The 21921-nt window shown below is 53.7% G+C and carries 21 protein-coding genes; 8 read left to right on the top strand and 13 right to left on the bottom strand.

What is annotated here, in order from left to right; genetic code table 11:
- Positions 1 to 2 precede the first annotated feature (2 nt).
- The 9 genes from atpH to asnC form a co-directional block, all read right to left on the bottom strand.
- Positions 3 to 536, bottom strand: a complete 534-nt coding sequence (gene atpH / locus AC22LX_RS16385; protein WP_015369005.1) for a F0F1 ATP synthase subunit delta — start codon at positions 534 to 536, stop codon at positions 3 to 5.
- Between the two features lie 14 nt (positions 537 to 550).
- Positions 551 to 1021, bottom strand: a complete 471-nt coding sequence (gene atpF / locus AC22LX_RS16380; protein ID WP_004107293.1) for a F0F1 ATP synthase subunit B — start codon at positions 1019 to 1021, stop codon at positions 551 to 553.
- 54 nt (positions 1022 to 1075) lie between these two features.
- Positions 1076 to 1315 carry a F0F1 ATP synthase subunit C gene (gene atpE, locus AC22LX_RS16375; RefSeq protein ID WP_000429386.1) on the bottom strand — a complete coding sequence of 80 codons (240 nt, stop codon included), beginning with the start codon at positions 1313 to 1315 and terminating at the stop codon, positions 1076 to 1078.
- 48 nt (positions 1316 to 1363) lie between these two features.
- Positions 1364 to 2179 (bottom strand): F0F1 ATP synthase subunit A, encoded by an 816-nt coding sequence (gene atpB, locus AC22LX_RS16370; protein ID WP_015369004.1) that lies wholly within the window; start codon positions 2177 to 2179, stop codon positions 1364 to 1366.
- A gap of 8 nt (positions 2180 to 2187) precedes the next feature.
- Positions 2188 to 2568 (bottom strand): F0F1 ATP synthase subunit I, encoded by a 381-nt coding sequence (gene atpI, locus AC22LX_RS16365; protein ID WP_015703918.1) that lies wholly within the window; start codon positions 2566 to 2568, stop codon positions 2188 to 2190.
- A 616-nt stretch (positions 2569 to 3184) separates the two neighbouring features.
- Positions 3185 to 3808, bottom strand: a complete 624-nt coding sequence (rsmG, locus tag AC22LX_RS16360) for a 16S rRNA (guanine(527)-N(7))-methyltransferase RsmG (RefSeq protein ID WP_047065778.1) — start codon at positions 3806 to 3808, stop codon at positions 3185 to 3187.
- Positions 3809 to 3921: 113 nt separating this feature from the next.
- On the bottom strand, positions 3922 to 5811 hold the full coding sequence (mnmG, locus tag AC22LX_RS16355) for a tRNA uridine-5-carboxymethylaminomethyl(34) synthesis enzyme MnmG (protein WP_015369000.1): 1890 nt from the start codon (positions 5809 to 5811) through the stop codon (positions 3922 to 3924).
- A gap of 383 nt (positions 5812 to 6194) precedes the next feature.
- On the bottom strand, positions 6195 to 6635 hold the full coding sequence (gene mioC, locus AC22LX_RS16350; protein WP_045396008.1) for an FMN-binding protein MioC: 441 nt from the start codon (positions 6633 to 6635) through the stop codon (positions 6195 to 6197).
- A gap of 98 nt (positions 6636 to 6733) precedes the next feature.
- Positions 6734 to 7192: a transcriptional regulator AsnC gene (gene asnC / locus AC22LX_RS16345; RefSeq protein ID WP_015368998.1), complete on the bottom strand. Its 459-nt coding sequence runs from the start codon at positions 7190 to 7192 to the stop codon at positions 6734 to 6736.
- Between the two features lie 152 nt (positions 7193 to 7344).
- Here asnC and asnA point away from each other — a divergent pair, with 152 nt between their 5' ends.
- The gene (gene asnA / locus AC22LX_RS16340) at positions 7345 to 8337 is read left to right on the top strand and encodes an aspartate--ammonia ligase (protein WP_015368997.1); all 993 of its coding nucleotides are present in this window, start codon (positions 7345 to 7347) and stop codon (positions 8335 to 8337) included.
- 3 nt (positions 8338 to 8340) lie between these two features.
- Here the strand turns inward: asnA and viaA are convergent, their stop codons facing one another.
- Together viaA and ravA are read right to left on the bottom strand one after the other, a co-directional pair.
- Positions 8341 to 9789: an ATPase RavA stimulator ViaA gene (gene viaA, locus AC22LX_RS16335; RefSeq protein ID WP_015703920.1), complete on the bottom strand. Its 1449-nt coding sequence runs from the start codon at positions 9787 to 9789 to the stop codon at positions 8341 to 8343.
- Entirely contained in the window at positions 9786 to 11285 is a 1500-nt protein-coding gene (gene ravA / locus AC22LX_RS16330) for an ATPase RavA (RefSeq protein WP_045396010.1), read from the bottom strand. The genes viaA and ravA overlap by 4 nt, the downstream gene beginning before the upstream one ends.
- 217 nt (positions 11286 to 11502) lie before the next feature.
- Here ravA and kup point away from each other — a divergent pair, with 217 nt between their 5' ends.
- The 7 genes from kup to rbsR all read left to right on the top strand — a co-directional run bounded on the left by kup (position 11503) and on the right by rbsR (position 19410).
- Positions 11503 to 13371 carry a low affinity potassium transporter Kup gene (kup, locus tag AC22LX_RS16325; protein ID WP_045396012.1) on the top strand — a complete coding sequence of 623 codons (1869 nt, stop codon included), beginning with the start codon at positions 11503 to 11505 and terminating at the stop codon, positions 13369 to 13371.
- A gap of 186 nt (positions 13372 to 13557) precedes the next feature.
- Positions 13558 to 13977 carry a D-ribose pyranase gene (rbsD, locus tag AC22LX_RS16320; RefSeq protein ID WP_045396015.1) on the top strand — a complete coding sequence of 140 codons (420 nt, stop codon included), beginning with the start codon at positions 13558 to 13560 and terminating at the stop codon, positions 13975 to 13977.
- A 10-nt stretch (positions 13978 to 13987) separates the two neighbouring features.
- Complete coding sequence (gene rbsA, locus AC22LX_RS16315; RefSeq protein WP_015368992.1) at positions 13988 to 15493, top strand: ribose ABC transporter ATP-binding protein RbsA; 1506 nt, start codon at positions 13988 to 13990, stop codon at positions 15491 to 15493.
- A gap of 5 nt (positions 15494 to 15498) precedes the next feature.
- The gene (gene rbsC / locus AC22LX_RS16310; protein ID WP_015368991.1) at positions 15499 to 16464 is read left to right on the top strand and encodes a ribose ABC transporter permease; all 966 of its coding nucleotides are present in this window, start codon (positions 15499 to 15501) and stop codon (positions 16462 to 16464) included.
- A 27-nt stretch (positions 16465 to 16491) separates the two neighbouring features.
- Positions 16492 to 17382 carry a ribose ABC transporter substrate-binding protein RbsB gene (gene rbsB, locus AC22LX_RS16305; RefSeq protein ID WP_045396020.1) on the top strand — a complete coding sequence of 297 codons (891 nt, stop codon included), beginning with the start codon at positions 16492 to 16494 and terminating at the stop codon, positions 17380 to 17382.
- Between the two features lie 99 nt (positions 17383 to 17481).
- Positions 17482 to 18414: a ribokinase gene (gene rbsK, locus AC22LX_RS16300; protein WP_161801952.1), complete on the top strand. Its 933-nt coding sequence runs from the start codon at positions 17482 to 17484 to the stop codon at positions 18412 to 18414.
- Positions 18415 to 18417: 3 nt separating this feature from the next.
- Entirely contained in the window at positions 18418 to 19410 is a 993-nt protein-coding gene (gene rbsR / locus AC22LX_RS16295; protein ID WP_072251486.1) for a ribose operon transcriptional repressor RbsR, read from the top strand.
- On the opposite strand, the gene mdtD is transcribed toward rbsR, so the two are convergent.
- Positions 19407 to 20804: a multidrug transporter subunit MdtD gene (gene mdtD, locus AC22LX_RS16290; RefSeq protein ID WP_045396023.1), complete on the bottom strand. Its 1398-nt coding sequence runs from the start codon at positions 20802 to 20804 to the stop codon at positions 19407 to 19409. The genes rbsR and mdtD overlap by 4 nt on opposite strands.
- A 13-nt stretch (positions 20805 to 20817) precedes the next feature.
- Entirely contained in the window at positions 20818 to 21519 is a 702-nt protein-coding gene (locus AC22LX_RS16285; RefSeq protein WP_045396024.1) for a FadR/GntR family transcriptional regulator, read from the bottom strand.
- Between the last annotated feature and the right edge of the window lie 402 nt (positions 21520 to 21921).

Here is a 21921-nt window from a genome sequence, read left to right as displayed (position 1 = left end):
CCTTAAGACTGCAAGACGTCTGCCAGGCGATCAAGACGGCCGCGTACGCTACCATCAATGACCATATCACCCGAGCGGATGATAACTCCTGCCATAACAGACTTATCGATTTTGCAATTCAGCTTAACTTTGCGTGACAGACGCTTTTCCATCGCGCCGGAGATCTTCGCAAGCTGTTCTTCACTCAGTTGGTTGGCAGAAATAACATCTACCTCTGCGATGGCCTCGCTGGCCGCACGCAGGTGAATGAACTGCTCAAGAACATCCGGGAGCACCTTCAGACGACCATTTTCAGCCATCACCCGAATCAGGTTCTGACCATTTTCGTCGAGTTGCTCGCCGCAGATAGCGATAAACGCATCTGAGAGCGTTTCCGGCGCCAGGGCACCGGAGAGAAGCTCTGCCATTTGTTCGTTTTTAGTCACTTCAGCGGCAAACGCCAGCATATCCTGCCAGCGCTCAACACTTTTGTGTTCGACGGCAAAGTCAAAAGCTGCTTTGGCGTAGGGGCGAGCTACCGTTACAAATTCAGACATCAGCCCCTCCCTCCTTACAGTTCAGCGACAAGTTTATCCACGATGTCGCTGTTAGCAGCTTCATCCACGGAACGTTCGATGATCTTCTCGGCGCCAGCAACAGCCAGGATAGCAACCTGCTTACGCAGTTCTTCGCGAGCACGTTTACGTTCGGCATCGATTTCAGCCTGCGCCTGTGCGACGATTTTGGTGCGTTCCTGTTCTGCTTCAGCTTTAGCTTCGTCCAGAATCTGAGAGCGACGCTTGTTCGCTTGCTCGATGATTACCTGGGCTTCCGCTTTCGCTTTTTTCAGCTGGTCGGTCGCGTTGGCCTGTGCAAGGTCCAAATCTTTCTTAGCGCGTTCTGCAGAAGCTAAACCGTCAGAAATTTCTTTCTGGCGCTTTTCGATGGCAGCCATTAACGGCGGCCATACGTACTTCATGCAGAACCATACGAAGATAACAAACGCGATGGCCTGGCCGAGGATTGTTGCGTTCATGTTCACAGCACAATACCTCTTAAATTAACTCTGTGGCTTAGGTTTCTTTCGAACAACTTACTACGCGACAGCAAACATCACGTACAGACCCAGACCTACAGCGATCATCGGGATAGCATCCACCAGACCCATAACGATAAAGAACTGAGTACGCAGCAGAGGAATCAGATCCGGTTGACGCGCTGCGCCTTCCAGGAATTTACCCCCGAGGATGCCGATACCGATCGCAGCACCGATTGCCGCCAGACCCATCATCACAGCGGCAGCCATGTACAGCAGATCCATATTCAGGTTTTCCATGACAGTCTCCAGTTTGTTTCAGTTAAAACGTAGTAGTGTTGGTAAAAATCAATGCTCTTCGGATGCCATCGACAGATAGACAATCGTCAGAACCATGAAGATGAAGGCTTGCAGCGTAATAATCAGGATGTGGAAAATGGCCCAAGGCACATTCAGAATCCACTGTGACCACCACGGCAACAGACCAGCAATCAGAATGAAAATCAGCTCACCGGCATACATGTTGCCGAACAGTCGCAGACCGAGAGAAACCGGTTTGGACAGCAGGCTTACCCCTTCAAGGATTAAGTTGACAGGAATGAACGCCCAGTGATTGAACGGCTGCATGGTCAGTTCTTTAACGAACCCACCAACGCCTTTCATTTTGATGCTGTAGAAAATAATCAGGATGAACACGCCAAGCGCCATCGACAGGGTGATGTTCACGTCCGCAGACGGAACCACGCGCAGTGCAGGCAGGCCGAAAATGTGTTCGCCGATATAAGGAATCAGGTCGATTGGCAGCAGGTCCATCAGGTTCATCAGGAATACCCAGACGAACACGGTAAGCGCCAGCGGCGCGATGACCTTGCTCTTGCCATGGTACATGTCTTTGACGCTGCCATGGACGAAGCCGATGATCATTTCGATGAAGGTTTGGAATTTCCCTGGTACGCCGCTGGTCGCTCTCTTAGCAACGCTACGGAACATGGCAAGGAACAGCAGACCGAGAACCACCGAGAAAAACATGGAGTCAATATTGAGCGTCCAGAAGGTGGCTGGGGGGTTGTGCGGATCCACCAGCGAGAATGTACGTAGGTCCAACTGAAGGTTATTCAGATGGTGTCCTATGTAATCCTGCGGCGTCATATTTTCTGAAGCCATGATGCCTTTTACCCTTTGTTGTTAATTACAGCTGGAGCCAGAATTTGTACCACCAGCACCAAAACCCACGTCACTATCAGCGGCAAAAATACCACTTCAAAAACCGCCAGCGCCATCGCCAGTAGGGCGAAGGTCAGCAACACCTTGAATGCTTCACCGAAGGCGAAGGTCCAGGCCACTCGGCCTTGTGCTGGTGTATGCGCCTGATGGCGCCAGGCAAAAATCATAAACAACGCGTTTGGCAAAACAACTGCCAAACCTCCGCATATGGCGGAGATGCCCCAGAAGGGGTCTTTGAGGCTGAACAGCAGTCCACTTGCTATTACTGCCAGTAACTGAATAAACAGAAGCTTTCGAGCAACGTTTCGACTCACGAGCGACATAGACATCACGTTTTTACTCCTGCTCCCTTCGAGGTATGCCGCGTGTCGTATAAAACGTTCTTTAAGACCAAGAGTCAAGCGTCAAAAAGCGGACAAATTATACGGTGACAACACGTGATTTCAAACATTAAGTAGCAAAATAGTGAATAAATGTTTAATTATTTTCTGAGCGGCAATTTTTCATGCATTTCGTCAATCAGTGAGGGATCAACCAGAAGTGCAAATAATGAGAAAACGCGGCCATTAAAGCGTGCATTAGATCACATAATAAACATTTTCGGTGCAATCGAATTAAATCTGTACAGAATCAGTAAGTTTTCATCTTTTTGATATTCAAGATAAAAAGTGAGGTCTTTTTGCAAAACAACCCCACATACAATAAAAACCTTTTATTGACATTTATAATAAAAATTTAACATCAATATGAACTGACAGTTCATCGATTTTTAGCACCCTGATATTTTCAAAGTTGACTATTCTGCCAGTAAACCACCACGCTAAAGTTAAACGCTAGAAAAGCCATAGTAAAAACAAGGTTAAAAGTGGCCAGATAATACCCGCAGGTAACTTTGATTTTTGTAACATGCGCAGGCCACATTTTTTCCACATTTTTTGATAAAAATTATAAGGCGTTTGGCTTAATGACCACCAAATGTCTCTCCCCTTCCAGCTGGGGGACATGCAGTTCAATCACGTCACAAACCTGGTAACCTTCTGGCAGGTTTGCCATTTCACTTTCCTGCGCCTGTCCTTTCAACGCGTAGAAATGTCCGTGTGGCGCCGGCAGGTGGTGGCACCAGCTCACCATATCGTTCAGCGAGGCAAAAGCACGGCTAATGACGCCATCAAACGGCGGCTCTGCGGGAAATTCTTCCACACGGCTCTGCACTGGGGTGATGTTATCCAGTTTTAGCTCATGCTGGACCTGGCGCAGGAAGCGTACACGCTTGCCAAGGCTATCCAGTAATGTGAAATGAGATTCCGGGCGCACGATAGCCAGCGGAATCCCCGGCAGGCCTGGGCCTGTTCCCACATCGATAAAGCGGGAGCCCTGTAGATACGGCGCAACGATAATGCTATCGAGGATATGGCGAACCAGCATCTCGTTAGGATCGCGAACAGAGGTCAGGTTATAGGCTTTGTTCCACTTATCCAGCATCCCGACATACGCCACCAGCTGATTTTTCTGGTGATCGGTGAGCGAAATACCCGCTTCGTCCAGCAGACGAGAAAGTTTGTTGAGCACGGTGAGTACCTTCTAAAAATAATGAGCCCGGAGGCGCTAACGCTTACCGGGCTGTGAATTATAAAGGCGATCGCTGATTTTGCATCCGCCAAATTAACGCGCTCTGACGGCTATCAGGCGCTGCGGCGCAGCATCCCCTGCTTTTTCAGCCACACCAGCAAAATAGAAATTGCCGCCGGAGTAATCCCGGAAATACGCGATGCCTGACCGATAGATGATGGTTTATGGTCGTTTAGCTTGGCAATAACCTCGTTGGACAAGCCGGATACCTGACGGTAATCGAGCGTTGCCGGCAGCAAAGTATTCTCGTTGCGTTGCTGTTTTTCGATCTCGTCCTGCTGACGAGCGATATAGCCTTCGTACTTAACCTGAATCTCAACCTGCTCGGCCGCCTGTTGATCCTGCAGGCCCGGCGCGAACGGAGAAAGCTGAACCAGCTGTTCGTAGGTCATTTCCGGGCGACGCAGCAGATCTTCGCCGCTGGCTTCACGCGATAACGGCGCGGTCAGATGAGCGTTCACTTCGGCTGCGCTTTCCGCCAGCGGGTTAACCCAGCTGGTTTTCAGGCGTTGGCGTTCACGCTCAATGCTTTCCAGTTTCTCGTTGAAACGCGCCCAGCGCTCATCGTCCACCAGCCCCAGCTCTCGTCCCTGTTCGGTCAGGCGCAGATCGGCGTTGTCTTCACGCAGCATCAGGCGATATTCAGCACGGGAGGTAAACATACGGTACGGTTCTTTGGTGCCGAGGGTGCACAGATCGTCCACCAGAACGCCAAGATAGGCCTGATCGCGACGCGGCGCCCACCCCTCTTTTTCCGCTGAGAAGCGGGCGGCATTAAGACCGGCAAGCAGACCCTGCGCGGCGGCTTCTTCATAGCCGGTAGTGCCGTTGATCTGGCCGGCGAAGAACAGACCCTGAATGTATTTGCTTTCCAGCGTCGGCTTCAGGTCACGCGGGTCAAAGAAATCGTACTCAATGGCGTAGCCAGGGCGAACGATCTTCGCGTTTTCCATCCCCTGCATTGAGCGGACGATTTGCATTTGCACATCAAACGGCAGGCTGGTGGAGATACCGTTTGGATAAATTTCGTTTGAAGTCAGCCCTTCCGGTTCAAGGAAGATCTGATGCTGGTTGCGATCGGCAAAGCGCATGACCTTGTCTTCGATCGACGGGCAGTAACGTGGGCCGATACCTTCAATCACCCCGGCGTACATTGGGCTGCGATCGAGGTTGCTGCGGATCACATCATGGGTTTTCTCGTTGGTGTGAGTGATATAGCACGGTACCTGGCGCGGATGTTGATCCGCGGATCCCATAAACGAGAAGACCGGCATCGGGTTATCGCCGTGCTGTTGCGCCAGCACGCTAAAATCGATGGTGCGCGCGTCAATTCGCGGCGGAGTACCGGTTTTCAGGCGGCTTACGCGCAGCGGCAGTTCACGCAGACGGCGAGACAGCGGGATTGACGGCGGATCGCCGGCACGGCCGCCGCTGTAGTTGTCCAGACCGATGTGGATTTTGCCATCCAGGAAGGTGCCGACGGTCAGCACCACCGACTTAGCGCGGAACTTGAGGCCCATTTGGGTCACCGCGCCGACGACACGATCGTTTTCGACAATCAGATCTTCTACCGCCTGCTGGAAGATCATCAGGTTCGGCTGGTTCTCCAGCGCGGTGCGTACCGCCTGGCGATACAGCACGCGGTCGGCCTGGGCGCGGGTCGCACGAACAGCTGGGCCTTTGCTACCGTTTAGTATCCTAAACTGAATACCTGCCTGATCGATCGCCTTCGCCATCAGACCACCGAGCGCATCCACTTCTTTTACCAGGTGTCCCTTCCCAATGCCGCCAATCGCCGGGTTGCAGCTCATCTGCCCCAGCGTGTCGATATTGTGTGTCAAAAGCAGGGTTTGTTGGCCCATTCGCGCTGCTGCCATCGCGGCCTCAGTGCCTGCATGACCCCCGCCAATGATGATGACGTCAAAAGGATCCTGATAAAACATGGTGATCTGCCTCGCATAACGCGGTTTGAAAATGGATTGAAGCCCGGGCCGTGGATTCTACTCAACTTTGCTCTTTCGAGAAAGACTCCGGGATCCTGAGTATTAAAAAGAAGATCTTTTATTTAGAGATCTGTTCTATTGTGATCTCTTATTAGGATCGACTCTCTTTGTGGATAAGTCGGATCCACGATTTAAGATCAAACGCTTAAGAAGGATCACAATCTGTGAATGATCGGTGATCCTGTTCCGTATAAGCTGGGATCAGAATGAAGGGTTATGCACAGCTCAAAAAGCATACTTCGGTTATTCTTTGGATAACTACCGGTTGATCCAAGCTTTTGAGCAGGTTTATCCACAGAAGAAAGTGTGGATCTTTACAAAACTCAGAGTAAATCTTTCCAGGATCCCACCCAAACCTCGGCCGGATCTTCAGGAATCTCGTGTTCGAGGACATTAATTTTCAGCGTTTCACCGATCTGTTTTGCCCCGTTGGCCTTTAATGCCGCTTCGAGTTTGTCGATTGCGCCGCAAAAAGTGTCATATTCGCGGCTACCGATGCCCACCGCGCCAAAGCGAACGGCAGAAAGCTCGACCTGCTTCTCCAGCAACGCTTCATAAAAGGGGACCAGGTTGTCCGGAATATCGCCGGCGCCATGGGTAGAAGAGATAACTAACCAGATCCCTTCAGCCTGCAGATCGTCAACCAGCGGACCGTGCTGGATATCAGTGCTGTAGCCCGCTTCTTCCAGCTTTTCTGCCAGATGTTCTGCTACATATTCCGCACTGCCCAGGGTGCTGCCGCTGATAAGTGTAATGTCTGCCATGATCGCCGATCGCTCGCTCAACTATTCTGAGTGGCGTATTGTACGCTGTGAGCGAGCTGGGATCTACCTGTGGAAAAATGTGGGATTAAAAAAAGCGATCAGGGCTTGATGGTACGCATGATCGGGTTCTGCAGCACGATCAAGGTTTCAGTGGACTGAATTTCATCGATTGTTTGGATCTTGTTGATAAGTACCTGCTGCAGGGCATCGATGGATTTACACATCACCTTAATAAAGATGCTGTAGTGGCCGGTGGTGTAGTAAGCCTCTGTCACCTCTTCCAGGCTCTCCAGCCGGGCGAGGGCGGAAGGATAGTCTTTAGCGCTCTTAAGAATGATGCCGATAAAACAGCCGACGTCATAACCGAGCTGTTTCGGGCTAACGTCAATTCGCGCGCCGGTAATAATGCCCGCCTGTTTCATTTTCTCTACGCGTACGTGAATCGTACCTGGGCTCACGCCGAACTGTTTGGCCAGTTCGGCATAGGCAGTGCGCGCATTGGCCATTAAGGCATCAAGAATGCCGCGGTCCAGATTGTCGATCTGATAATTTTCCATTGTTTTTTCTTATGATGTTTGATGATTCTTTCTATTTTAGCTTGTTAATTTAATGAATCAAAACTCAAGGCGTCTTTTTATTGATTGATTATTGAATTCAGTGCCATTTCTGTTGCTTAATCAATATCAACAGGACGCAGGAGTCATAAAAAATGAAAACCGCATACATCGCAAAACAACGCCAGATTAGTTTCGTTAAATCCCATTTTTCCCGTCAGCTGGAAGAGAAGCTTGGCCTGATTGAAGTGCAGGCGCCGATCTTAAGCCGCGTAGGAGATGGGACGCAGGACAACTTGTCCGGCTGCGAGAAAGCGGTTCAGGTAAAAGTGAAAACACTGCCAGACGCCCAATTCGAAGTGGTTCATTCACTGGCGAAGTGGAAGCGTCAAACCCTGGGACAACACGACTTCAGCGCGGGCGAAGGGCTGTACACGCACATGAAGGCCCTTCGCCCCGATGAAGACCGCCTCACCCCAATTCACTCCGTTTACGTTGACCAGTGGGACTGGGAACGCGTCATGGGCGACGGCGAACGCCATACTGGCACGTTGAAAGCGACCGTTGAGGCGATCTACGCCGGGATCAAAGCCACCGAGCTGGCGGTAAGTCAGGAATTTGGTCTGACGCCATTCCTGCCGGAACAGATCCACTTTATTCACAGTCAGGAGCTGCTGAGCCGTTATCCGGGTCTGGATGCCAAAGGCCGCGAGCGGGCGATCGCTAAAGAGCTTGGCGCCGTCTTCTTAATCGGTATCGGCGGTAAACTGTCTGACGGCAAGCGCCACGATGTTCGCGCGCCGGATTATGACGACTGGAGCTCGCCATCGGCGGAGGGGTTTGCCGGCCTGAACGGCGATATCCTGGTGTGGAACCCGGTGCTGGAAGACGCTTTTGAGCTTTCCTCTATGGGGATCCGTGTTGACGCCGAGGCGCTGAAGCGCCAGTTGGCGGTGACCGGCGATGAAGACCGTCTGCAGCTGGAATGGCACCAGGCGCTGCTGCGCGGCGAAATGCCGCAGACCATTGGCGGCGGTATTGGCCAGTCGCGTTTAACCATGCTGTTGCTGCAGCTTGACCATATCGGCCAGGTACAGTGCGGCGTATGGCCCACGCAGGTGCGTGAAAGCGTCGCCGCTCTGTTGTAAAGATTAACGCCGCCAGCGACGCAGCAGGCGGCTACGCAATCCGGTATCAAAGCGCCAGATATGATCGAAGATGCGCATGATGCCGGGTTTGCCGTGTACCGACATCGCCACCGCGTGAAAACGGTGCTGATGTTTGTGCTGCAACTCCCCCACCTTATTGACTACCTCATCCGGCAACCGCTGGGCGATAAAATCGGAAATCACCACCGCATCGGCATCGACCCATTGCGGGCTTTGCAAACGTTCAACGATCGCGCGAAAACAGCTGGCCAGATCGGTGCCGCCGCGAAAACGCTGGCTTAAAAAACGGATCGCCTGTTCAAGCCCCTGCGGGCCGGTTAGTTCGTAGTGCACCACTTCGCTGGAGAACAGCATGATGTAGCAGCGACGGTTATCCGCCAGCGCGACGCGCATCAGCGCCAGACAAAAGGCTTTAGCGCATTGCTCGTTAAAGCCGCCCATCGAACCTGAGGTATCTACGCAGACAATAAATGGCCCCCGCGGCTGCTCATCAAAATCCTGCCGGGTTACCGGGCGTTCGGTGATTTTCTCCCGCCATGCGTCGCCATGCAGGCGATAGGTTAACAACTGTTTTTCCACCAGCTTACGGTAGAACTCGAACTCCAGTTCGGTGATGCCGAGCGTTGCCAACTCTGGCGGCAACAGACGTAGAATATCGTCGCTTTGCTGCAGGCCATCGACCTGCTCTGGTACCGTTGCCGGTTCACGAACCATCGCGCGGAAGGTCTCCATCGGCGCATCTTTCTTCGGCACCAGTTTGGCTTCCCGCGATCTGCCCAACTGCTCAGCAAGCTGCATCAGTTCCGGCTGTTGGCTGAGAAAATCGCCATAGCGCACGATCAGCTGGTAATCGCCGCGTTTAAGCTCGCCGGCGCTCATATCCCACAGGCGGCCGGCGGCGTTGTCGTTTTCCACCAGCACCGGCTCTAGCTGCCCGCTCAGCGTCATTCGTTCCTGCACCTCGCTGAGCAGCTGATCGCGCTCATCGTCTAATAAGTGCTGGTTGAGGGTGGTGGTCTGTACCACCAGACTTAAGCGCCAGCGTTGTAAGAACAGAGTATGTAGCGCTGGGGTGAAGGTTGCGTTATCGTCCACCAGCTGCTGCGCCTGGGCGGCAAAGGGCGACTGGAGCTTATGCAGCTTGCCGAGGATCTGCGGCAGCTGCACGATAAATTGCGATGTTGAAAGCAGCTGGGCCTGCTGATAGATCTGCACTTCGGCGTCCAGCTCGGGAGGGATCTGCGTCTCTTTGAGCCGGGCGCGAACCGCTTCTCGCCAGCGCGGAATATCGGCGGCGATGATATTTTTCAGCCGCGGAAATTTTTCAAAGAACACCGCCAGTTGAGGCGAGGCCAGCAGCGCCAGCAGCATCTCCTCGATCATCCCTTCTTCGCTGACCGCCAGCATGACATTCAGCATGTCGAGCGTCATGGCTGGCGCGCCTGTTTAATTTGCGCGCCGACGTCCTGCAGGCTGGCTTCGATACGCCCCAGCCAGTCGCCGGGAATAAACAGGCATTTTTGCTGTTCGCTAAAGCGGTTATGTTGCTGGTGCCACTCGTCATCCAGCGCTTCCAGCTGCTGGCGGATCTCGGCTGGCATATTTTCCTGAGATTCGCTGCCTGGCAGCGACAGGCGTGAGCCTTGCAGGCTGACGTCGCGCACCACCAGGTGCTGGCTGGCATCGACATCCATCGTCAATGGCTGGGCAAAACCGATGCCGTTGAGCTTGCCGCGGATCTCGCCGCCTTTCTCCAGCCAGTTGACCAGCGCTTCGCGTTCGAAGGCGATATGAATGACTTCGAGATCGTGCAATTTCAGCGGTTGCTGGAGAAGCAGCGTCAACGTCTCGCCTTCAATTCCGTCCGGCAGTTCGTAATGCGGCTTACGGCTGAACATGCCGCCCACGCGCGTGACTTTAAGCGCGGTTTTATCGCTGTGCTGCTGCTGGATTTGAATACGGCGTTGGATGATAGCGCCCAGTTTAGTCAGCATCGCCTGCTGGCCCCAGGCATGGCTGGTCATCAGGGATTCCAACTGCTGCGACATCAGATTCATGCTTTCGATGTTATGCCACAGGCAATCTTTCAGCAGGATCAGGTCGATAGGCGCGATGGCGTCGCGGCCGCTAAAGAAGGCGCTGGCCTGCAGCAGACGGATGGCTTTTTTCCAGCGGCGATCGGAAACGTAAGGCGCATTAGGCAAGGCATCTAATTGTTGGCGCAGTTGGAAAACCAGCTCGAAGACATTGTCCGGCAACTTCACGGTACCAATGTCATGCTGCCACTGGGTGAACTCTTCGGTGCTGATTTGCAGGTTTTCGGGAACCGGATTGCTGTTTTCATCCTGTTGGCTCACCAGCATCGAGCGGAAGTTAGTTTTATCCTGCACTTTATCCAGCCACAGGCGGATCAGCATGCGGTCATATAAGGCTTCGAGGCTGTTATCCGCTTCGGGAAGTTCGTTCGACGCCGCAACCAGCAGGCGCATCGGGATTTTCTCTTCATGGGCGCCGTTGCGGAAGTGGCGTTCGTTGATGGCCGTCAGCAGGGTATTAAGGATAGCCGGGCCGGCTTTCCAGATTTCATCCAGGAAGACGATTTCCGCCTCTGGCAGATAGCCTGCCGTTAAACGCTCATAGCGCCCTTCATCTTTGAGCGCCTGAATAGACAGCGGGCCGAAAACTTCTTCCGGGGTGGAGAAGCGGGTCATCAGATATTCGAAAGCGCGCGCCTGCCTGAAAGCGAACTTAAGCCGGCGGGCGATCAGGCTTTTCGCGATGCCGGGTGGACCCAGCAGGAATACGCTCTCGCCGCTGAGCGCAGCCAGCAGGCACAGACGTATTGCGTGGCTGCGTTCAAAGAGTCCTTTTTCCAGGGCGGCGCTAAGTCGGGAAATTCTTTCTGCCAGTAAATGTGATTGAGCCATAATAGAGTTGCGTGCTTTGTCGTGTGTCGTTATTGCGTCGAGTATAGATGTTTGATTAGGGGTGGTAATAGCCTGAAGAATCGATTTATTTTCTTTGAGCTAAGTTAATATGGTGTCAGTTAGGGGTACGATTCAGCAAATAATCGTGCATACTGTGCGCTTTTTGTGGGCCAAGGGACTAGGCACACATTTGTTTTATAAACGAAAAGACTAGTCTATGAGCACTGATAATAAACAATCGTTGCCGGCAATAACGCTGGCGGCAATCGGCGTGGTTTACGGCGATATCGGTACCAGTCCACTGTATACCCTTCGCGAATGTCTGTCAGGCCAGTTTGGCTTTGGCGTTGAACGCGATGCGGTTTTTGGCTTTCTGTCGCTGATTTTCTGGCTGTTGATCTTTACCGTATCAATAAAATACATCACCTTCGTGATGCGGGCGGATAACGCCGGCGAGGGCGGGATCTTGACGCTGATGTCGCTGGCGGGGCGCAACACCTCGGCAAAGATGACCTCCGTATTGGTGATCCTCGGCCTGATTGGCGGTAGCTTCTTCTATGGTGAAGTGGTAATAACCCCGGCAATATCGGTGATGTCGGCGATAGAGGGGTTGGAAATTATCGCCCCACAGCTGGATACCTGGATTGTCCCCATCTCCATTATTGTGCTGACCCTGCTTTTTGCTATTCAAAAACACGGAACCGGGATGGTCGGCAAGCTGTTCGCGCCAATTATGCTTATCTGGTTCCTGTTGCTGGCGGTGCTTGGCGCGCGCAGTATTCTCGATAACCCGGAAGTTCTGCAGGCGCTGAACCCTTACTGGGCAGTGAACTTCTTCCTGCAGTACAAAACGGTCTCCTTTATTGCGCTCGGCGCGGTGGTGCTGTCGATTACCGGTGTGGAAGCGCTGTATGCCGATATGGGTCACTTCGGCAAACTACCGATTCGCGTAGCGTGGTTCTCGGTAGTACTGCCATCACTGGTGCTTAACTATTTTGGCCAGGGCGCGCTGCTGTTGAAGCACCCGGAAGCCATTAAAAACCCGTTCTTCCTGTTGGCGCCGGAATGGGCGCTGATCCCGATGCTGATTATCGCGACCCTGGCGACGGTTATCGCCTCGCAGGCGGTGATTTCCGGGGTCTTCTCGCTGACTCGCCAGGCCGTGCGTCTGGGCTATCTGTCGCCAATGCGCATTATCCATACTTCGGAAATGGAGTCCGGGCAGATTTACATCCCGTTCATTAACTGGCTGCTGTACGTTTCTGTGGTCATCGTCATTGTCAGCTTCGAGCACTCTTCTAATCTGGCGGCGGCGTACGGTATTGCGGTAACGGGCACCATGGTGTTGACCTCCATTCTGTCGGCGACCGTGGCGCGCAAAAACTGGCACTGGAATAAGCTGTTTGTCGGCCTGATGCTGGTGGCCTTCCTGTGTATCGATATTCCGCTATTCTCGGCGAACCTCGATAAAATCGTCTCCGGCGGTTGGTTGCCGTTATCACTGGGTCTGGTGATGTTTACGGTGATGACCACCTGGAAGAGCGAGCGTTTCCGCCTGTTGCGCCGGATGCATGAGCATGGCAACTCGCTGGAAGCGATGATCTCCTCGCTGGAGAAATCGCCGCCGGTGCGCGTGCCGGGTACCGCGGTCTATATGTCTCGCGCCCTGAACGTGATCCCATTTGCGCTGCTGCATAACCTGAAACACAACAAGGTGCTGCATGAACGCGTGATCCTGCTGACCCTGCGCACCGAAGATGCTCCGTATGTGCATAACGTTCGCCGCGTGCAGATTGAGCAACTGTCGCCGTCGTTCTGGCGCGTTGTAGCAAGCTATGGCTGGCGTGAAACGCCGAACGTCGAAGAGGTGTTCCATCGCTGCGGCCTGGAAGGGCTGAGCTGCCGAATGATGGAAACGTCGTTCTTTATGTCCCACGAGTCGCTGATTATCGGCAAACGGCCATGGTATCTGCGCCTGCGCGGCAAACTGTATCTGCTGTTGCAGCGTAACGCTCTGCGCGCGCCGGATCAGTTTGAAATCCCGCCGAACCGGGTTATCGAACTCGGTACTCAGGTAGAAATCTGATGTCAAAAAGCCCTTCAATAATGAAGGGCTTTTTTGTCTCTCACATCTCGATGCAATTTCCTGCCCACGCCTTGCGAAACGTTTCGATGGCGATCACATTTATCTCTTTTGATGATGGTTTTTTGCTCCTGCATTTACAATACTAATGTTAGCGAAACGTTTCGCTAGTGGAGCAAAAGAGAAAAAATGAAAAAAGGCACCGTACTTAACGCTGATATTTCTTCCGTTATCTCCCGCCTCGGTCATACCGATATGCTGGTTGTTTGCGACGCCGGGTTGCCGGTTCCCCGCAGCAGCGCGCGAATCGATATGGCGCTTACTCAGGGCGTACCTTCATTTATGCAGGTTCTGGAGGTCGTAACGACGGAAATGCAGGTTGAGGCGGCGGTCATCGCGGAAGAGATTAAAACCCATAATCCGCAACTCCACGCGACGTTGCTCAATCATCTTGAGCAGCTGCAGCAGCACCAGGGAAATACGATTGAAATTCGTTACACCAGTCATGAGCAGTTCAAAAAACAAACCGCAGATAGTCAGGCGGTAATTCGCAGCGGGGAGTGTTCCCCGTATGCGAATATTATTCTCTGTGCCGGCGTCACTTTCTGAGGTCGCCGCCATGGAAGCTTTATTACAGCTGAAAGGGATCGATAAAGCGTTCCCTGGCGTCAAAGCGCTCTCCGGCGCGGCGCTGAATGTCTATGCTGGCCGGGTAATGGCGCTGGTAGGGGAAAATGGCGCCGGTAAATCGACAATGATGAAGGTACTCACCGGTATCTATACCCGTGATGCCGGTTCTTTGCTGTGGTTAGGTAAAGAAACGACCTTTAACGGCCCAAAATCCTCACAGGAAGCCGGTATCGGCATCATTCACCAGGAACTCAACCTGATCCCGCAATTAACGATTGCCGAGAACATCTTCCTTGGCCGCGAGTTCGTTAACCGCTTTGGCAAAATCGACTGGAAAAAGATGTATGCCGAAGCGGACAAGCTGCTGGCGAAGCTGAATTTACGTTTTAACAGCCAGAAGCTGGTGGGCGATCTGTCGATTGGCGATCAGCAAATGGTGGAAATCGCCAAAGTGCTGAGCTTCGAATCGAAGGTCATCATTATGGATGAGCCCACCGATGCCCTGACCGACACCGAGACCGAATCGCTGTTCCGCGTCATCCGCGAATTGAAATCGCAGGGGCGCGGCATTGTCTATATTTCCCACCGCATGAAAGAGATCTTCGAAATCTGCGATGACGTCACCGTATTTCGCGACGGGCAATTTATTGCCGAGCGTGAAGTGGCTTCGCTGGATGAAGACCGACTGATCGAGATGATGGTTGGCCGTAAGCTGGAAGATCAATATCCGCATCTCGATAAGGCACCCGGCGCGGTACGTCTGAAGGTCGATAATCTCTGCGGATCCGGGGTGGAAAACGTGACGTTTACCCTGCGTCAGGGCGAAATCCTCGGCGTTGCCGGGCTGATGGGCGCCGGGCGTACTGAACTGATGAAGGTGCTGTACGGCGCGCTGCCGCGTAGCAGCGGTTCCGTGACGCTGGATGGCCATGAAGTCGTCACCCGTTCGCCGCAGGATGGCCTGGCGAACGGCATTGTCTATATCTCCGAAGACCGTAAGCGTGATGGCCTGGTGCTCGGAATGTCGGTCAAAGAAAACATGTCATTGACCGCGCTACGCTACTTCAGCCGGGCGGGCGGCAGCCTTAAGCATAAAGATGAACAGCAGGCGGTCAGTGATTTCATTCGGCTGTTTAATGTGAAGACGCCTTCAATGGAGCAGGCAATCGGCCTGCTTTCCGGCGGTAACCAGCAAAAAGTCGCTATCGCTCGCGGACTGATGACACGGCCGAAAGTGCTGATCCTCGATGAACCGACCCGTGGCGTCGACGTTGGGGCGAAGAAAGAGATCTACCAGCTGATTAACCAGTTTAAAGCCGATGGCCTGAGCATCATTCTCGTCTCTTCGGAGATGCCGGAAGTGCTGGGCATGAGCGATCGCATCATTGTGATGCATGAAGGGCATCTCGGCGGTGAATTCACACGCGAGCAGGCCACCCAGGAAGTATTGATGGCTGCCGCTGTGGGCAAGCTTAACCGTGTGAATCAGGAGTAAAAAAGATGACTACCCAGGCTGTTACTGGTCGCCGCTATTTCACTAAAGCGTGGCTGATGGAGCAAAAATCGCTGATCGCCCTGCTGGTGCTGATCGCGATCGTTTCGACCATGAGCCCCAACTTTTTTACCGTCAATAACCTGTTCAATATTCTGCAGCAGACTTCCGTTAACGCCATCATGGCGGTCGGGATGACGCTGGTCATTCTGACATCGGGGATCGATCTGTCCGTCGGTTCTCTGCTGGCGTTGACCGGCGCCGTCGCGGCGTCTATCGTCGGTATCGAAGTGAATGCGCTGGTGGCCGTTGCCGCCGCGCTGGCGCTCGGTGCGGCTATTGGCGCGGTGACAGGGGTGATTGTCGCGAAAGGGCGCGTGCAGGCGTTTATCGCCACTTTGGTAATGATGCTGCTGCTGCGCGGCGTGACGATGGTTTACACCAACGGCAGCCCGATCAACACCGGCTTTAGCGATAACGCCGATCTGTTCGGCTGGTTCGGTATCGGACGCCCGCTTGGGATCCCGACGCCGGTATGGATTATGGCGATTGTCTTCCTGGCGGCCTGGTACATGCTGCACCATACTCGCCTGGGCCGTTATATTTATGCCCTGGGCGGTAACGAAGCGGCGACGCGGCTTTCCGGCATCAGCGTGAATAGAGTGAAAATCATCGTCTATGCGCTGTGCGGAATGTTGGCTTCACTGGCCGGGATCATCGAAGTGGCGCGTCTTTCCTCTGCGCAGCCGACGGCGGGGACGGGCTATGAATTAGACGCGATCGCAGCGGTCGTACTTGGCGGCACTAGCCTGGCCGGTGGTAAAGGTCGTATCGTCGGCACGCTGATTGGCGCGTTGATTCTTGGCTTCCTGAACAATGGTCTGAACCTTTTAGGCGTTTCTTCCTATTACCAGATGATCGTCAAAGCGGTGGTGATTTTGCTGGCGGTACTGGTAGATAACAAAAAGCAGTAACTGAGAACTCTACAGGACATCTTAACTATGAATATGAAAAAACTGGCGACCCTGGTCTCTGCTGTTGCTCTAAGCGCGACCGTTAGCGCAAACGCGATGGCGAAAGATACCATCGCACTGGTTATCTCTACCCTGAATAACCCCTTCTTCGTTTCTCTGAAAGACGGCGCGCAGAAAGAAGCCGATAAGCTGGGCTACAACCTGGTGGTGCTGGATTCCCAGAATAACCCGGCGAAAGAGCTGGCGAACGTACAGGACTTAACGGTTCGCGGCGCCAAACTGCTGCTGATTAACCCAACCGACTCCGATGCTGTCGGCAATGCGGTGAAGATGGCGAACCAGGCCAAAATCCCGGTTATTACCCTGGACCGCCAGGCTTCAAAAGGCGATGTGGTGAGTCATATTGCTTCCGATAACGTGCTGGGCGGTAAAATGGCCGGCGACTATATCGCGAAGAAAGTCGGGGAAAATGCGAAAGTCATTGAGCTGCAAGGCATTGCCGGTACCTCTGCGGCGCGCGAGCGCGGCGAAGGTTTCAAACAGGCCGTGGCGGCGCATAAGTTCAACGTACTGGCCAGCCAACCCGCTGACTTCGACCGTACCAAAGGTCTGAACGTGATGCAGAACCTGCTGACGGCGCATCCGGACGTGCAGGCGGTGTTTGCGCAGAACGACGAAATGGCGCTGGGCGCGCTGCGTGCGCTGCAGACTGCTGGAAAATCTGATGTGATGGTGGTTGGATTTGACGGCACTCCGGATGGCGAAAAAGCAGTAAATAGTGGCAAACTGGCAGCGACCATCGCCCAGTTGCCGGAGCAGATCGGCGTTAAAGGCGTCGAAACCGCTGATAAAGTGCTGAAGGGTGAAAAAGTGGATGCCAGCTATCCGGTTGAGCTGAAACTGGTCATTAAGCAGTAAAATGCGATTCGGGCCGGCAACGGTCCGAGGGACAACATAAAAAAGAAAAGCAGGGCATGCGCCACCGGAGTCCGGTGGCGCGCTTTCCCGGGAACAAAGATGATGAAAACCGCAGGTAAACTTGTCGTCCTTGGCAGCATCAATGCCGATCACATTCTTAACCTTGAATCCTTCCCTACTCCAGGTGAAACCGTTACCGGAAACCACTATCAAGTGGCTTTCGGCGGTAAAGGCGCCAATCAGGCTGTCGCTGCCGGGCGTAGCGGCGCGGATATTGCCTTCATTGCTTGTACTGGCGATGACGATATCGGCGAACGCGTTCGCCGCCAACTGGCGAGCGATAACATCGACGTGGCGCCGGTGCGTGCCGTTGCTGGCGAATCAACCGGCGTGGCGTTGATCTTCGTTAACGCGGAAGGCGAGAATGTCATCGGTATTCATGCCGGCGCAAATGCTGCGCTTTCTGTTTCTCAGGTTGAGGCGGAAAAAGAACGAATTGCCAGCGCGCAGGCATTGTTAATGCAGCTGGAGTCGCCGCTGGAGAGCGTGATGGCCGCTGCGAAAATCGCTCATCAGCATCAGACTACCGTGGTACTCAATCCCGCACCGGCGCGTGAACTTTCGGATGAACTGCTGGCGCTGGTGGATGTCATTACGCCGAATGAAACCGAAGCGGAAAAATTGACCGGTATTCGCGTTGAAAGCGACGACGATGCCGCGAAAGCTGCCAGTGCGCTTCATGCGAAGGGAATTGGTACGGTGATGATTACTCTCGGCAGCCGCGGCGTGTGGTTAAGCTGCGAGGGCGAAAGCCGCCGGGTCCCCGGATTTAAAGTTCAGGCCATCGATACGATCGCCGCTGGCGACACTTTTAATGGCGCATTTGTCACCGCGCTGCTGGAAGGCCGTGAAGTGGCAGACGCCATCCGTTTTGCCCATGCTGCCGCCGCGATTGCCGTCACCCGTAAGGGAGCGCAACCGTCTGTGCCGTGGCGCAAAGAGATCGACGAATTCTTGCGTCAACAGGGGTAATGCTTGGCTACCATGAAGGATGTGGCCCGCGTCGCGGGCGTTTCCACCTCGACCGTTTCTCACGTCATTAATAAAGACCGCTTTGTCAGCGAGGCGATTACCGCCAAAGTTGATGCGGCGATCAAAAGTCTTAACTACGCACCTTCGGCGCTGGCGCGTAGCCTCAAGTTAAATCAGACGCGAACCATCGGCATGTTGATCACCGCCAGTACTAACCCGTTTTATTCGGAGCTGGTGCGCGGCGTGGAACGCAGCTGTTTCGAGCGCGGCTACAGCCTGGTTTTATGTAATACCGAAGGCGATGAGCAGCGGATGAATCGCAATCTGGAAACGCTGATGCAAAAACGCGTCGATGGTCTGCTGCTGCTGTGCACCGAAACGCATCAACCTTCCCAGGAGATCATGCAGCGTTATCCGTCGGTGCCGACGGTGATGATGGACTGGGCGCCGTTCGACGGCGACAGCGATCTCATTCAGGATAATTCGTTGCTCGGTGGCGATATGGCGACCCAGTATCTGATCGATCGCGGTCATACCCGTATTGCCTGCATTGCCGGGCCGCTGGATAAGACGCCGTCGCGACTGCGCCTGGAAGGCTACCATGCGGCGATGGCGCGCGCCGGGCTGGATGTCGCCGAAGGTTATGTCATTACCAGCGATTTTGAATTTGGCGGCGGTTTTACCGCGATGCAGCAACTGCTGGCGTTAACGCCACGGCCGCAGGCGGTATTTGTCGGTAATGATGCGATGGCGGTCGGCGCGTATCAGGCGCTGTATCAGGCCGGGTTGCGTATTCCGCAGGATATGGCGCTGGTGGGGTATGACGATATTGAACTGGCGCGCTATATGACCCCGCCGCTCACCACTATTCATCAACCCAAAGATGAACTGGGAGAGCTGGCTATCGATGTGCTGATTCACCGCATGGCGGATCCCGGGCAAAAACAGCAGCGCGTGCAGCTTACCCCCGAGCTGGTGGTTCGCGGTTCAGCTTAGTGCTTGTGACGCTCCGTTATCAGGTTGCGGCCATCTTTAGCTCTGAGCAGCATAAACATCAGCGCTGATACCACGGTGATCGCACCCATCGTGATAAAGGTATAGTGGAATTGTTCGATGGTGCTGGCGTTATCAAATCCTTCATAAAAACGCAGGACTGCCGCGCTGATGGCCACGCCAAGGCTAATGGACAGCTGCTGGGTTACCGCGAGTAGGCTGTTGCCGCTACTGGCATTGTCATCGGTTAAATCAGCAAGCGTAATGGTGTTCATCGAGGTGAACTGCGTGGACATCGCCATCCCCAGCACAAATAGCGGCAGTAGTAGCAGCCACAGCGGCATTCCTGGCGACTGCAACGCAAACTGCGCGATCATCAAACCAATAAAGATAGTGACCCCCACCAACGTTTTGCGATAACCAAACCAGCGTAGTATCTGTGTGACGGTCGACTTGGCGATAATCGAGCCAATGGCCGTCGGCGCAATCATGCAGCCGGCGATAATGGCCGGGTAGCCGAAACCGACCTGTAGCATCAGAGGCATCAGGAACGGTACGCAGCCGGTTCCTAACCGTGTGGCCAGGTTGCCGGCGATCCCGACAGAGAAGGTATGGGTCTTAAATAAGGAGAGTGAAATCAGCGGCGTGGGATGGCGACGAGCATGGCGAATATAGGCCAGCATGAGCACGACGCTCAGGGCGATGACGGACAGCGCCATCCAGCTGGCAACGATTTTCTCGCCAAAGAGTTCAATACCGCTGGAGAACAGCACCAGACTTAACCCAAAAAGAACAAAGCCGCTGGTATCGAAACGACGGCGGGGCGTGGTGAAGTCCGGCATATATTTGCGGGCGTAGAGAATGCCGATGATACCAATCGGGATGTTAATCAAGAAAATCCAGTGCCAGCTGGCCCAGGTGACTAACACGCCGCCGAGTACAGGACCGAGAATGGGGCCGACCAGGCCAGGCATGGTAACGAAGTTGAGTACCGGCAGCAGTTCGCTACGCGGATAGGCGCGTAACAGCGCCAGACGCGCAACCGGCATCATCATTGCGCCGCCGATCCCCTGGATGACGCGGAAGACAACCAGTTCGGGTAGCGAAGTGGAAAGCGCGCAGGCAAGGGAACCTAAGGTAAACAGGCTGACGGCAATGATAAAGACTTTGCGGGTGCCGAAGCGGTCGGCCAACCAACCGCTCACCGGGATCAGCATCGCTACCGTCAGGGTGTAGCTGATAATGGCGGATTGCATCGCCAGCGGGGAGTGACCAAGGCTATGCGCAATAGCGGGAAGCGCGGTATTAAGAATAGTGGCGTCCAGCGCCTGCATAAAGAAAGCCATGGCCGCAATCCACGGCAGTCCGGCCATACTCCGCCCTTTCTTCCCGGTCATGCCTTTTCCTTCTTTATTTACCTGTGTGGTTTGGGGTATTCAACAATGTCTGGCAGGCAAGCTGCGCGCGTGGACCATCGCTTTCCTGAATGGCGTCAACAATAGCCTGGTGCAGATCCAGTTTAACGACTTCATTTTGCGTAATCGAGGTGAAATAGGTCTGATAGACCGAATGGAATAACGACGCGAAAGAGGTGAGAAACGGGTTGCCGCTCATCGCATAAATATGTTCATGCCAGGCCATATCGACTTCAATCCAGCGTTCGCGGATAAAATGTCTTTTCAGCTCGATCATTTCTTCCATTAACGTATTGAGCTGCGCTTTCTGCTCGGAGGTACCGGCAATCGCCGCCAGAAAACAGGCCTGAGGCTCCAGGCTGCTACGCATCACCAGGAAATGGCTAACCACTTCTTCGAAATTATCTTCCGTCAGCCACCAGGCGAGTAGTTCTTTATCCAGAAAGTTCCAGCTGCTGCGCGCCAGAACGCGAGTACCGATACGCGGACGCGGAAGCAGCATGCCTTTAGCCGCCAGCGTTTTTACCGCTTCTCGTACTGCCGTCCGGCTGACGCCAAACTGTTCGCCCAGCTCCATTTCACCGGGAAGGATGCTCTCTGGCGGATATTCGCCAGTGAGGATTTTTTGGGCGATCTTCTCCGCGATGACCCAGGAGATGTTTTTTTGTGCCGCCAGCTGCTGTGCGCTTATAGACATGAATGCCGTTCCTTTCTCTTTTCTACTTCATCAGTATGCCACCTGACGGCTTATTTCGGTGGTTAAAACAGCAAAAGGGCCATTTTTTACGATTTCAACATCCGCTTTGGCGAAAAAAGAGACGGTTGAAAAGTTTTTTGAAAACAGGGCTTGTCAACGTCTCAGAACTCCCTATAATGCGCCTCCACTGACACGGAACAACGGCAAGCAAGCCGCCGGGTCAGCAGGGTTTCAGCAGTAAAATACGACGCTGAAAACCGACAGAGAAAAGTGAAAATAAACGCTTGACTCTGAATGAGGAAAACGTAATATACGGGACCTCGCAACGGTGAGCTGAAAGCCGCGTTGCAACTGCTCTTTAACAATTTATCAGACAATCTGTGTGGGCACTCAAAGTGACAT

The sequence above is a fragment of the Klebsiella sp. PK01 genome (assembly GCF_057624675.1).
The sequence above is the reverse complement of the archived record's forward strand: the minus strand, read 5'-3'. Positions and strand labels throughout refer to the sequence as shown.